Below are 12,028 nucleotides of genomic sequence, written 5' to 3' on the forward strand. Positions count from 1 at the left end.
CCACCCTGCCCGCCGCACTGAAACGATCACTGACCTGGGACCAAGGCAACGAGATGGCCCAGCACGCCCAGTTCACCCTCGACACCGGCCTGCAGGTCTACTTCTGCAACCCACACAGCCCCTGGGAACGCGGCAGCAACGAAAACACCAACGGCCTGCTACGCCAGTACTGGCCCAAAAGCTCAGACCTGCGCCACCTCACCCAAACCCACTGCGACACCGTCGCCCTCCGCCTCAACACCCGACCACGCCCTACACTCGGCCTGCTCACACCAGCACAAGCACTAGACAAAGCACTACTTGCAACAACCAGTTGAAACCACCTGGCTTTCGGGCTATGGCACCTGACGAAAGTGGCTTTCGGGCTTTCGACGGGGTCAGAGGTGCTTGCGGATCCAGGATTCGGCGTGGTCGACCGAGTCGTCGAGTGGGACGTGGGTGGTGTTGAAGAGGTCCATCGGCGGGGTGGTGCGGGCACCTTCGCGGTGGATCCAGTCGTTGAACTCGAGCATCTCGTCGATGCGGGACTCGTCGTTCCAGCCGCGCCAGGCGGGTCGTGCGCGCAGGCGGGTGCGCAAGGCGTCGGGGTCGCTGATCAGCGCGAGGTAGTGGATGTCCGAGAAGAACACGCGCTCCGGCCGGGACTCGAGCTCGGCGGGCAGGACGGTTCCGCAGAGCACGACCGGGCGGCCGCTCTGGTGGATCATCGCGGCCATCCGCAGCCAGACCGAGCGGAAGCGGGGGTGCCCGTCGACGTCGTTGCGCAGCCCGCCGACCCACAGCACGTCCTGCTCCAGCAGCACGACCTCGTCGGAGAGACGCGCGGCCAGGCGCGGACCGACCGTCGACTTGCCTGCGCCGCTCGGGCCGGTCAGCGCGAACAGGGGCAACCGCCGGAACGGCCAGCGGTGACCGCAGACCGCGCACCGCAGCTCCGACCCTTCGGCGACCGGGTACTCGGCCCGGTCGCCGCAGGCGGGACAGATTTTGAGATCGAGCACGTGTCTAGTCGAACAGCTCCTCGAGGAAGCTCTTGCGGCGCTTGTGCCCGCCGTGCCCGCCCCGGTAGCCCTTCGGGGAGTCGGGGTAGCCATGCCCGCCGCGGTAGCCCTTGGGCGAGTCCGGGTAGCCGTGGCCGCCCCGGTAACCCTTCGGCGAATCCGCGTAGTAGCCACCGGGCTGCTGGTAGTGCTGCGTGGGCGGCGGCTGATAGGCCGGAGGCTGGTTCCCGTAGTACGAGGCCTCCGCGCCGGCGATCTGCTCCAGCTCACCGCGGTCGAGGAAGATGCCGCGGCATCCTTCGCACTGCTCGATGGCGACACCGCTCTTGGAGACGGTGCGCATGACGTTTTGACACTTCGGACAAATCACACATCACAGGCTACGCATAATCGACGCCGCATGCGCAGAGGCAGAACGGATGCCCAGCGGGATCCGCGTAGACCCGGAATGTCTTCGGCTCGTCGTCGAGCAGCTTGGCGCCCAGCGCGAGCACGCGCTCGTGCGCGGCCTCCATGTCCGTGACATCGAGATCGAGGTGCGCCTGCTGCGGTTTGTCCTGCGACGGCCACTCCGGCGCGCGGTAGCCGTCGACCCGCTGGAACTCCAGCCGCGAGCCACCGGCCGGGTTGGTCAGCGTGACCCAGTGACCGTCCACGGCCGCCTTGGGCGCGGGCCAGTCGAGCAGCGCGCGGTAGAACTCGGCGAGTGCCGCCGGGTCGGGACAGTCGTAGACAAAGCCGCCGAACGCGGGGACCGCGGACATCGAATCTCCTCCTCGTAACCGGTCAACTCAGTATGGGAGTTAGCTCGACGGGACGCAACCGGTGTCCGGCTTACACTGGTTTCCATGAACGACGACGCTTCACTCGTGGTCGAGTTCCTCAACACGGTGAACGTCGAGGAGAACACCGACGAGCTGGCCGCGGCGGCCACCTGGCACGCCTGGGCCGCCAAGCGCGACCTGCGCCCCGGCCCGCTCGCCGAGGCGCGCGAAGCCCGTCACGCGCTCCGCGCGGCCGTCGGCGATCCGAGGCTGAGCCCGCGCGAACTCCGCGTGCCACTGCATGCCGAACTCGGCCGATCAGGCCCGCGCCTCGCGGCCGAAGACGTCGTGGCCGCGGTGCTCGCCGCCGCCACCCGGCTGGCGGTGCTCGGCGAGTGGGAACGCGTCAAGATCTGCCCGGCCGACGACTGCCTCTGGGCCTTCTTCGACAACTCACGCAACCGCTCGCGCACCTGGTGCTCGATGCGCGTCTGCGGCAACCGCGAAAAGGCCCGCGCCTGGCGGGCCCGAGGCGCCGAACCACAGGCCGAACCACAACCTGTGGACAGTCACTAGGCCAACACGGTCAAATGCTGTGGACAACCCTAGGGATAACTCAACTTCCTGTGGACAACTCCGCAGCGCGGCCGAACCGTGTGCTATAGGGCTCAGAACAGCAGGTGGGCCACCGAATAGATGGCCAAACCGGCCAGCGCGCCGACCACCGTGCCGTTGATCCGGATGAACTGAAGGTCCCGGCCGACCTGAAGCTCGATCTTCCGCGACGTCTCTTCGGCGTCCCAGCGCTCCACGGTGTCGGTGATGATCGTGGTGATCTCCCGCGAGTAGTGCGTGACCAGATAGGCCGCCGCGCCCTCGAGCCAGCCGTCCACCTTGGTCCGCATGCTGTCGTCGTCGATCAGCCGCTGCCCGACCGACCGCAGCCCCTCGCGCATGCGCTTGCGCAGCTCGCTCGACGGGTCCTCGGCCGCGGCCAGCAGCATCTCCTTCATCGACGCCCACGCGGTGCCGATCAGCTTCTGCACCTCGCCGTGCTGGATGACCTGCGACTTCACCTGCTCGGCCCGCGCCATCACGTCCGGGTCGGTCTGCAGATCCTGCGCGAACTCGCCGAGGAACTTGTCCAGCGTCAGCCGCATCGGGTGGTTGACGTCGGTCTTCACCGCCCACGCGAACGACAGGACCTCGCCGTAGACCTTGTCGGCCAGCATCTCGTCGACGAACTTCGGCGACCACGTCGGCGCGCGGTCGGAGACGACCCGCAGCATGGTCGAGTGGTTGTCGCGGACCCACTCGTACGCGCGGTCGCACATCAGGTCCACGAGCTTGTGGTGTGAGCCGTCCGCGAAGATCCCGGCGAGCACCTTGCCCAGCGGCGGGCCCCACGGCGGGCCGACGACGCGCCGCACGATCGTCTGCTCGAGGATCGCCTGCACGTCCTCGTCGCGCAGCACCTTCACGGCGGCACGCATGGCGTTGGCGATCTCGTGCGACGCGCGCTCGGCGTTGTCCGGCTGCGCGAGCCATTCGCCGAGCCGCCGCGCGACGCCGACCCGCTTCAGCTTGTCGCGCACCACCGACTCGGACAGGAAGTTCGCGCCGACGAAGTCGCCGAGACTGTTGCCCAGCACGTCCTTCTTGTGCGGGATGATCGCGGTGTGCGGGATCTTGATGCCGAGCGGATGGCGGAACAACGCCGTCACGGCGAACCAGTCGGCCAGCGCGCCGACCATGCCGGCTTCGGCGGCCGCACGCACGTACTCGACCCAGTTCGGCCAGCCTTGGGCGAGTCCCCAGCTGGTCACCAGGAAGATCACCGACGCGCCGATGAGGAACGACAGCGCGACGAGCTTCATCTTGCGCAGCGCACGCCGTTTCTCCTCCTCGGCGGCACTTCCGCCGGGAGGATCCGCCAAGCGCGCGGTGCCGCCCGTGAGCTGCGCGGGCTCGGCCTTACCGTTGGTCAGTTGCTCCACGCCGCCATTGTCCGTGAGGATTGCCGATCGTGCGCGAACCTGCTCTAGTACCCCGCCTCCAGCCGTTCAGTTCGACGATCTTCGCGGAGATGACCGCGCTGGCCGTCCGGCACGAAGCCGTCAACCTCGGCCAGGGTTTCCCTGACACCGACGGCCCCGAGAAAATGCTCAAAGCAGCCCAAAAGGCCCTGTTCGGCGGCGCGAACCAGTACCCGCCGGGGCCGGGGCGCCAGGAGCTGCGCGAGGCCATCGCCAAGCACCGCGCCGAGCGCTACGGGATCGAGTACGACCCCAACGGCGAGATCCTCGTCACCGCGGGCGCCACCGAGGCGATCGCCGCGACGCTGATCGCGCTGACCGAGACCGGCGACGAGGTCATCGTCATCGAGCCGTACTACGACTCGTACACCGCCGCGGTCGCCATGGCGGGCGCGACGCGTCGCGTGGTCTCGCTCGCGGAAGGCGCCGACGGCCGGTTCGCGCTGGATCTCGAAACGGTCCGCGCGGCGATCACGCCCGCGACGCGCGCGATCCTCGTCAACTCGCCGCACAACCCGACCGGCACCGTGTTCACGCGCGCGGAGCTGGAAGGTCTCGCGAAGCTCTGCGTCGAGCACGACCTGATCGCGATCACCGACGAGGTCTACGAACACCTGACCTTCGACGAGGCCGAGCACTTCCCGCTCGCCGGGTTCCCCGGGATGCGCGACCGCACGGTCTCGATCTCGAGCGCGGGCAAGTCGTTCAACTGCACCGGCTGGAAGATCGGCTGGGTCTGCTCGTCGCCCGAGCTGGTCGCCGCGGTCAAGGCGGCGAAGCAGTTCATCACCTTCGTCTCCGGCGGTCCGCTGCAGCCCGCCGTGGCGTACGCGCTCGACGAGGAACTGGACTGGGTCGAGATCCTGCGTGGCAGCCTGATGGCCAAGCGCGACCGGCTCTCCGCAGGGCTCGCCGAGGCCGGTTTCGCGGTGCGGAAGACCGAAGGCACGTACTTCGTCTGCGCGGACGTCCGGCCGCTCGGCTTCACCGACGCGGCGGAGCTGGCGTATCAGCTGCCCGAACGCGTCGGGGTCGCCGCGGTCCCCGTAAAGGTGTTCACGGATCACCCGGACGAGTGGAAACACCTGTTGCGTTTCGCCTTCTGCAAAGAGGACTCGGTGCTCGACGAAGCGATCGAACGGCTGCACAAACTCGGCTAGTCGAAACCTTCCGTGATCAGCTGGTGACGGAGACGATCCAGGCATCTTCGGCGGAGCGGGCCGACGCTGCCTGGACGTATCCCCAGCTCAGCGGCGATTTCGCGCTGACTGAGCTCGGGATGATGAGCGAGCAGCCACATCAGCGCCCGCGAGCGGCGCGGCAGGCGCGCGACAGCTTTCCAGAGCATTTTGTCACGCTCAGTGAGCAAGACCAGCTGCTCGGGCGAGGCCGCGGCGTACTCGGTCCGACACGCCAGTGGGACGTCCGACCGGCGCTTCATCACCCGACGGTGGGCGCACCGCCTGGCGGCCGTCGCGAGCCAGCCGGGCAGCCGTTCCGGATGCTCCAGCGAACACCGTTTACCGACGAGCGCGAGCCACGCGTCCTGACAGGCATCCCGCACGTCGGCGTCACACGAAGCGGACGCGTGCGCGGCGTTGCGGACGACTACGGAGAGGCTTCGGACCAACGCGTTCCACGCCGTTTGGTCGCCCTCCGCAGCCAAACGGACCAACCGCCCAAGATCTCGATTCAGCATGCGAGAACCGCCCTCCGCCGTCCGGAAGGACCAGCCGCTCTGGCCACTTTCCGCGACTGAGACGGCACGCAGGGGCGCGAAGATCCACGAAAACTCAGGTCAAGCGCCATTTGAGTAATTACCCTCAGGCACGAATGGCCGCAGTCCCGCCCACCGGGGCCAACCCAGAGTGATCAACTTCTCGCCCTGCGCCACCGGAGCCGGTACGTCCGTTCCGCCTTACGGGGTGGATCGAACGCGATCGAGGTGAAACACTCGCCTGCGATGCTAGAAAGAGTGCAGCCCCGGGGGAACTGCGACCTGGCCAGACGAGACCCCAAGCAAGATCGACTCGGGCGATGATCGCCTGAGTTCCAGGCCCGGACGGTGGTGGTGGCGGTGAGTGGCACGAATTCCGTGTCCCGCTCCGGCCGCATGCTGCCCTCGATCCTGATGGCGGGCGGCCTGACCGCCGCCGCCTGGTTGCTCGGCGCGGTGCTCAGCACCTCCGCTTCGGCCGAAGAAGCGCCAGAGACCACCAGCGCCGCCTCGGAAACGGTCGTGACCACCACCCCGGACGTCGAGGTGGCCAAGGTCCCGACGGCCAAGCCCGCGGCACTGTCCACAGAAGAACCGGCTCCCGCCGAGACACTCTCGGTCCAGAGCCAGACCCCCGAGCCCGCGTCGGCGCCGACTCCGCGCAAAAAGACGCCTGCCACCCAGCCCAGCGGTGGCGGCGGCTTGCTCGGCGGCCTGCTGGGCACCGTGCTCAACGTGGTCACCGACACCGTCGGCACCGTGACCAACGTCGTCGACGACGTGCTCACCCCCGGCCGCCAGGTCGACCCCGACTGCCCCGAGCCGTTGCCGCTGAACGGCGTCGGCAAGGGCATCCTCCCGATACTCGGCAACGACCAGCCGACGCACAGCGGCAGCAGCGCGACCGTCTCGGTCACCGCCACCCGCCCGGCCTTTGAAACGGCCGCCACGGCGGCCGCTGCCCCGGAAAACCCGCCCGCCACCCCGGATCCCGCCACCGCGGCCCGGGTGTCCACAGTGGTCAATCCGGCGGCGCACACCGTCCAATCGCGTCAGTCGGCCGAGAAGACGGCCAAGAGCGACCAGCAGGCGGGCGTGAAGGCGGGCGGTTCGAGCGGCGGCGGCCAGCTCCCGGACGCGCCCAGCGCTCCACTGACCCCGACCGGCACCTTCACCGCGGGCCACGACTCCGCGGGCGGCGCGCGCCACCAGCTGGCCGTGCTGACCTCCGACACGAACACCACTCAGCTCCGGCTGATCGGCACCAGTCTCGACCACGAGGTCGACGGTGCGGGCAGAGAAGCAGCTCTGCCGACCACGTCACCTGACTGACGCCTGCCCCCTTTCCAGGGAGAGCCGCGTCCAAAACAAGATCAACTTCGCCGCTTTCCCATTTGTCTGAACGTTTTCCCATGCGTTTGACAGGGGCTTTCCCATGCGTGCACACACCAGACTTCCCGATCGGCCGACCGCGCCTGGCCGCTTCGGGCACTGGTCCTGGCACCGCGATGCCCCCGCGGTGCCAGGACCACCATCGGGTGCGCTTCGGATGTTCGTACTCACCGCGCCGAGCACGAACTCCACCCCGATCCGCACCTGAGCGTCGGCACCTGCCGGGCATATCGAGGGGCTTTGCCTGGCAGACCGCCGGCGCGCGGCCGGTGCGCTGGATGATTCAACGCCGTAGTACCTCCCTGGAGCTGCGGATCTTCATCCGGCGCACCGGCCGTTTTTTGTTGCCCCGGCTGGTCGGCGGACTCACGTGAGCAGGCTGGTCGGGTCGGGGCCCAGCGGATCCCCGACCAGCGCGAGGGAGTTCTCGGCGCGCGCGGCCAGATCCAACGGCGCCAAGCCGTCGATCAGCTGAGAGTGGACAAGGCGGTCCAGCCCGGCGCCGATCAGCGGGGCCGACGTCCGCAATGCGGGCTCGAGTGCGATAGCAGCGGTGCTGCCTCCGTGCACGACGATGTTGCGCTGCCGATACAGCCTCCGGAAAACACCGCGAAGGGCCGTGCGGACGCAGCCGAGCTGTCGATGTGGATCACGGAGCACCTCCCTCATCCGCTTCGCCGCCGCCACCTCGTGCGGCGAACTCAGCGCCAATGGAGCGCCGGTCAGCAGTGCGTCGGCGATCACCCTGACGCGGTCGGCCTGACAACCGCATTCGCCGAGCCGGGTCACGAGATCATCGGGTTCAGCGGGTTTGTGGCGATGCGACAACGTCGTGAGTTCGGCACGGGGCCACGAGCAAGCCACGATGGCCGCCAGCCGATCGGCGACGACGGCTCGCCCTTCCTCGACATCCGATTGGTCGCCAGGATGGAACAACAGCGACTCGATCGCCGCCCAGCCGCCGGCCACCGCGGTGGCCGCGGAACCGGTGTTGAGCGGCGCGGCCAGTTCCAAGGCTTCATCGAGCCGATCACTTTGCCTGATCGAATACATGCTCTTCTCGTTGACGAGCGAGAGCACGCTGACTCCGCGATCCACCGAGCCGAGTGGCAGAGATCCCTGATGCCCGTCGATCCACACGCGACCGACCGGCGTCAAGCGCTTCCGGCCGCTGCGCGCGTACGAACGCCTGCCATCCAAACGACGGACCAACGCGCCGGCCTCCCTGGCCGCGGCCAGTGTGTCCTTGACCGTGAACTCATAGACGAAAGCGCCGTTGTGCCTTGGCGGATCAGTGATTCCGCGATTGGTGAACCATTCCGCGGCGCGTTGCGGCGAGAGCCATTCCGGCAAATGTGAGGCCAGTCCTTGATAACCGGGCAGCGCGAGAAATGGCACGAGCACTTCGAAGGTTTCGTCCTGCTGCTCGGCAAATCCGCAGGCGGCTTCTAGCAGGTCACCCAAAGTCGCATCAGAGCACGCGCGCAGCCGGCGAACCCACCTGTTGAGCCGCCCCGAACTGTGCCCGCTGTCGAGCAGGTGAGTCGCCAAGGCCCGTGCAAGGCGCTCAGGCGACGGCGGGCAAGCGGAATCGACGCTCTCCGTCCATCTCGACAAATAACCCCGCTTGATCGCGGGCAGAAGCTGGACCAGCCGACGGCGGTCACGCCCATCCGGAGGCAGCTTCGACCGCAACAGCCCAGTGAGTTCCTTGCGTAGCTTGGTATCCCCGAGACCACGGTCAGGACCAAGCCGCCGTTCCAGGTCGTGCAGATACCAGGCCACCGACGCCTGCGAAAGCACCTTCATCCGGACCCAGTCGCCGCACTCGGCCGCTTCTTCGAGTGCGAGCACACTGCCGACTTCCCATAGCCCGCGCGGCCATGGCGTGGTGTCTTGGAAGAAGTCGAGCAGTCTGGCCAGCACGTGCCCCGCGTACGGGTCGCTGGACAGGCGTGCCGACATTGGAGATGACGGTTCGGACACGGGCTGTTATCCTTGAGGTGCGCTAGTCGCTGAATCTTGGGGAGGGGAGCCGCCCATCGGGCCGCTACCCCTCCTCTTTTTTGCCACTCTATAGCTACTTTGAGCGACTGCGCGAATACTTTAAGTGCCCTATGGTGCTGGCTTAGGTGATGGGCAAGTCCAGGCCGGATTTCGCTGATCCGCCAACGGAAACCGCGGCCGCGCTCAGCCGTCGCACGGCCTCGAAAAGGACGTCGGCCGGTTGGGCGAAGGGCAGGCGGAGCCAGCGTTCGAGTCCACCGTGGACGCCGAAACGGGAGGCGGGTGCGATTTGGACGCCGTGGTTGACCGCGGCGACCGCGAGGCGGGTGCTCACCGGCTCGGGCAGGCGGCACCACAGGGAAAGGCCGCCCGGTGGCTCGGTGAATGTCCAATCGGGGCAGTACCAGCGGACCGCGCCGATCAGGGCCTCGCGGAGGGCGCGGACGTCTTCGCGGCGTTTGCGCAGGGAGGGTTCGGGGTCGGTGAGGAGTTCGGCGAGGATGAGCTGCTCGAAGATCGGGGAGCCGAGGTCGACCGAGTAGCGGGAGGCGACCAACCTGCCGAGCAGGTCTTCCGACGCGCGGATCCAGCCGAGGCGCAGGCCGCCCCAGTGGGACTTCGAGGCCGAGCCGATGCTGATGGCCAGGTCGCCCGCGAAGGACGCTAATGGCGGTGGACCTTCGAGTGGGTCGCCGTCGAGGTCGAGTTCGACGAGGGTTTCGTCGACCACGACCGGGGTTCGGGTTCGGGTCAGTGCGGCGGCGAGGCGGTGGCGGCCTTCGGCGTCGAGGCGGAGGCCGGTCGGGTTCTGGAAGTCGGCGATGACGTAGGCGAAGCGGGGCGCGGCCTGCCGGAGCGCGGCTTCGATGCCCGCGATGTCCCAGCCCTGGGTGCCGCCGGCGTCGAGTGCGACGGGGACGGCGATGGCGTGGGCGGAGCGGATGGCGTCGAGTGCGTTCGGGTAGGTGGGCTGCTCGACGAGGATGCGGTCGCCGGGGCCCGCGAGCATGCGCAGTGCGAGCACGAAACCGTGGTGGGCGCCGTTGGTGATCATGATCTGGGACGGCGAAGTCGGCAGGCCGCGGGCGGCGTAGCGCTCGGCGATGCGCTCGCGGAGCACGGGCAGGCCGTCGCTGTAGCCGTGCTCGCCGAGGTGGTCGATCAGCGCCACCCTGGCCGCGTCGACGGCGGGCACGATGCCGGCGACCGCCGGTGGGGCCGCGCGGGCGAGGTCGATGAGGGTGTCGGATTCGGGGAGGGCGGGGGTGATGCCCTGCTGACGGGGCGAGGTGATCCAGGAGCCCGCGCCACGGCGGCTGGCGACCAGGCCGTCTTCGCGGAGGCGGTCCAGCGCGGCGCCGATGAGAGTGCGGCTGGAACCGAGCGCGTCGGCCAGCTCGCGCTCGGGCGGCAGGCGGGTGCCGAGGGGGAGCTGGCCGTCGAGCACCTGCATTTCGATGGCGGCGGCGAGGTCCGAGGCGCCCTGGCGTGAGCCACCCTGCCGCCAGGTGCCGAGCATCACGGCCAATCTTGTGGCCGATATGCGACCACCTGGCGGGATCAGCGGGTTCATAAGGCCAATTATTACCAATTGGCTATGGTGTGCAAGGCCAGTTAGCCTGATAGTGGACAGCGTGGCTCAGTTAGATCTCCGTCCCGTGTCCATCACCGCCTCGCCACTGCGCCGTTCGGCGCAGCTCGTGGGCGGGCTCGCGCTGTACGGCACCAGCATGGCGATGCTCACCCGTGCCGGCCTCGGGCTCGACCCGTGGGACGTGCTGCACGAGGGCCTCACCAAGCTGACCGGCCTGAGCTTCGGCACCATCGCGGGCCTGGCGTCGATCGTCGTGCTGCTGCTGTGGATCCCGCTGCGGCAGAAGCCGGGCATCGGCACGATCTCGAACATCGTGATCATCTCGGTGACCGTCGACCTGGTGCGCGCGTTCCTGCCGGACCAGCACGCCTTCGGCTGGCAGGTGCTGCTGCTCGTCGGCGGTGTCGTGTTCAACGCCGTCGCGACGGCCGTCTACGTCGGCGCGCGGCTGGGGCCCGGACCTCGGGACGGCCTGATGACCGGGTTGCACGCGCGGACCGGGTGGTCGGTGCGGCTGGTGCGCACGGGCATCGAGGTGATCGTGCTCGCGACCGGCTGGCTGCTGGGCGGGACCGTGGGCGTGGGAACGGTTTTGTACGCGCTGAGCATTGGGCCGCTGACGCAGGCGATGCTGCCTTACGTGGCGTACAAGGACTCGTGATTTAGCGGGCTTTATCCCGGCCCGGGATAAAGCCCGCTAAATCCCCCCGGCCTAGGAAGCCTTGGTCAGGGCTTGACGCAAGGCGAGGTAGGTGACGTCGCGCTGCGCCAGCACATCCGAGGCGGGTCCGGGCAGCGCGGCCAGCGCGAGCAGCATGTGTTCCTCGCCGATGTGCTTGTCCCCCATGGCCAACGCCTCGTGCAGCGTTTTCTCCAGCGTCTTCTTGGACTCCCGCGCAAAGGGGAGCCTGGACCGCCGGTCGCGCCGGGTGAGACGCCCGTGTGGCGGGGAAAGCGCGCCGGGGCCGTGCATTTGTTCCACCTTGGCGATGATCTGCTCGACGTCGATGCCGAACTCGCTCAACGCCTCCGCGTCCGCGTCGCTCATGCCACCGCGCCTGCGGATACGGTTCACCTCGCTCGCGAGGTCCTCGGGGACGACCCCCAGGCCCCCGAGCAAGGTCCGGCCGGACGGCGTGACGGCCACCACGGCGAGCAGATGCATCGGGTCGATCTGCTTGGCGCCGCTTTCGACCGCGACGCGCTGGGCGTCGACCACGGCCTCACGGGCGCCGGTGGTGAATCGTTCGAACATCAATGCCTCCCGTACTTCTTGTGCACGGCCTGCCTGCTGACCCCCAGCTCGGCGGCGATCTCCTGCCATGACCAGCCGTGCACCCGCGCGCTGCGGACCTGCACGGCCTCCAGTTGCTCCAACAGCCGTCGCAGCGCGGCGACCGCACGCAACCCCACTCGTGGGTCGCGGTCACCTGCCCGCGCGGCCAGATCCGTCGCTTCAGTCATGATGTCAATGTAGGTTGACACGCCGCCGATGTCAACCGAGGTTGACGAACGGC

At 68.3% G+C, this 12,028-nt stretch carries 14 protein-coding genes; 5 read left to right on the forward strand and 9 right to left on the reverse strand.

All coding sequences use genetic code 11. The annotated features are described in order from the left end of the window. The coding region (locus BLV57_RS41700; RefSeq protein ID WP_143047215.1) for an IS30 family transposase at positions 1–317 on the forward strand (317 nt) is incomplete at its 5' end. Between the two features lie 60 nt (positions 318–377). On the opposite strand, the gene BLV57_RS41705 is transcribed toward BLV57_RS41700, so the two are convergent. Genes BLV57_RS41705 through BLV57_RS41715 form a run of 3 tightly spaced genes read right to left on the reverse strand, consistent with a single transcriptional unit; the run spans position 378 to position 1,765 of the window. Next, a complete protein-coding gene (locus BLV57_RS41705; protein WP_091300088.1) occupies positions 378–1,001 on the reverse strand; it encodes an AAA family ATPase in 624 nt (207 codons plus the stop codon). 4 nt (positions 1,002–1,005) lie between these two features. After that, the gene (locus BLV57_RS41710) at positions 1,006–1,371 is read right to left on the reverse strand and encodes a TFIIB-type zinc ribbon-containing protein (protein ID WP_091300090.1); all 366 of its coding nucleotides are present in this window, start codon (positions 1,369–1,371) and stop codon (positions 1,006–1,008) included. Between the two features lie 10 nt (positions 1,372–1,381). Beyond that, entirely contained in the window at positions 1,382–1,765 is a 384-nt protein-coding gene (locus tag BLV57_RS41715; RefSeq protein ID WP_091300093.1) for a VOC family protein, read from the reverse strand. A gap of 84 nt (positions 1,766–1,849) precedes the next feature. On the opposite strand from BLV57_RS41715, the gene BLV57_RS41720 reads away from it, so the two are divergent. Next, the gene (locus BLV57_RS41720) at positions 1,850–2,341 is read left to right on the forward strand and encodes a CGNR zinc finger domain-containing protein (RefSeq protein WP_091300095.1); all 492 of its coding nucleotides are present in this window, start codon (positions 1,850–1,852) and stop codon (positions 2,339–2,341) included. 92 nt (positions 2,342–2,433) lie between these two features. Here the strand turns inward: BLV57_RS41720 and BLV57_RS41725 are convergent, their stop codons facing one another. After that, a complete protein-coding gene (locus tag BLV57_RS41725) occupies positions 2,434–3,762 on the reverse strand; it encodes a DUF445 domain-containing protein (RefSeq protein WP_425426090.1) in 1,329 nt (442 codons plus the stop codon). A gap of 29 nt (positions 3,763–3,791) precedes the next feature. Here BLV57_RS41725 and BLV57_RS41730 point away from each other — a divergent pair, with 29 nt between their 5' ends. Continuing rightward, positions 3,792–4,961, forward strand: coding sequence for a pyridoxal phosphate-dependent aminotransferase (locus BLV57_RS41730; protein WP_091300098.1), 1,170 nt, complete (start codon positions 3,792–3,794; stop codon positions 4,959–4,961). Here the strand turns inward: BLV57_RS41730 and BLV57_RS41735 are convergent. Then, positions 4,958–5,476 (reverse strand): RNA polymerase sigma factor, encoded by a 519-nt coding sequence (locus BLV57_RS41735; RefSeq protein WP_176969053.1) that lies wholly within the window; start codon positions 5,474–5,476, stop codon positions 4,958–4,960. The genes BLV57_RS41730 and BLV57_RS41735 overlap by 4 nt on opposite strands. A gap of 402 nt (positions 5,477–5,878) precedes the next feature. Here BLV57_RS41735 and BLV57_RS41740 point away from each other — a divergent pair, with 402 nt between their 5' ends. Then, positions 5,879–6,850: a hypothetical protein gene (locus BLV57_RS41740; protein WP_245757749.1), complete on the forward strand. Its 972-nt coding sequence runs from the start codon at positions 5,879–5,881 to the stop codon at positions 6,848–6,850. Between the two features lie 426 nt (positions 6,851–7,276). Here BLV57_RS41740 and BLV57_RS41745 read toward each other — a convergent pair whose 3' ends face one another. After that, positions 7,277–8,764 carry an integrase gene (locus BLV57_RS41745; RefSeq protein WP_143047302.1) on the reverse strand — a complete coding sequence of 496 codons (1,488 nt, stop codon included), beginning with the start codon at positions 8,762–8,764 and terminating at the stop codon, positions 7,277–7,279. Positions 8,765–9,038: 274 nt separating this feature from the next. Further along, positions 9,039–10,490, reverse strand: a complete 1,452-nt coding sequence (gene yczR, locus BLV57_RS41750; RefSeq protein WP_091300105.1) for a MocR-like transcription factor YczR — start codon at positions 10,488–10,490, stop codon at positions 9,039–9,041. Positions 10,491–10,551: 61 nt separating this feature from the next. On the opposite strand from yczR, the gene yczE reads away from it, so the two are divergent. Further along, the gene (gene yczE / locus BLV57_RS41755) at positions 10,552–11,172 is read left to right on the forward strand and encodes a membrane protein YczE (protein ID WP_091300235.1); all 621 of its coding nucleotides are present in this window, start codon (positions 10,552–10,554) and stop codon (positions 11,170–11,172) included. A gap of 51 nt (positions 11,173–11,223) precedes the next feature. Here the strand turns inward: yczE and BLV57_RS41760 are convergent, their stop codons facing one another. Together BLV57_RS41760 and BLV57_RS41765 are read right to left on the reverse strand one after the other, a co-directional pair. Further along, the gene (locus tag BLV57_RS41760) at positions 11,224–11,766 is read right to left on the reverse strand and encodes a Clp protease N-terminal domain-containing protein (protein ID WP_091300106.1); all 543 of its coding nucleotides are present in this window, start codon (positions 11,764–11,766) and stop codon (positions 11,224–11,226) included. Beyond that, a complete protein-coding gene (locus tag BLV57_RS41765; protein WP_004559389.1) occupies positions 11,766–11,975 on the reverse strand; it encodes a sigma factor-like helix-turn-helix DNA-binding protein in 210 nt (69 codons plus the stop codon). The genes BLV57_RS41760 and BLV57_RS41765 overlap by 1 nt, the downstream gene beginning before the upstream one ends. Between the last annotated feature and the right edge of the window lie 53 nt (positions 11,976–12,028).

It is taken from the genome of Amycolatopsis xylanica, from assembly GCF_900107045.1.
GTDB lineage: Bacteria > Actinomycetota > Actinomycetes > Mycobacteriales > Pseudonocardiaceae > Amycolatopsis > Amycolatopsis xylanica.

Bases quoted from the DNA above. Each gene is read 5' to 3' on its own strand.
- BLV57_RS41715 (WP_091300093.1), bottom strand. From the start codon at position 1,765: ATGTCCGCGGTCCCCGCGTTCGGCGGCTTTGTCTACGACTGTCCCGAC.
- BLV57_RS41720 (WP_091300095.1), top strand. From the start codon at position 1,850: ATGAACGACGACGCTTCACTCGTGGTCGAGTTCCTCAACACGGTGAAC.
- yczR (WP_091300105.1), bottom strand. From the start codon at position 10,490: ATGAACCCGCTGATCCCGCCAGGTGGTCGCATATCGGCCACAAGATTG.
- BLV57_RS41760 (WP_091300106.1), bottom strand. From the start codon at position 11,766: ATGTTCGAACGATTCACCACCGGCGCCCGTGAGGCCGTGGTCGACGCC.
- BLV57_RS41765 (WP_004559389.1), bottom strand. From the start codon at position 11,975: ATGACTGAAGCGACGGATCTGGCCGCGCGGGCAGGTGACCGCGACCCA.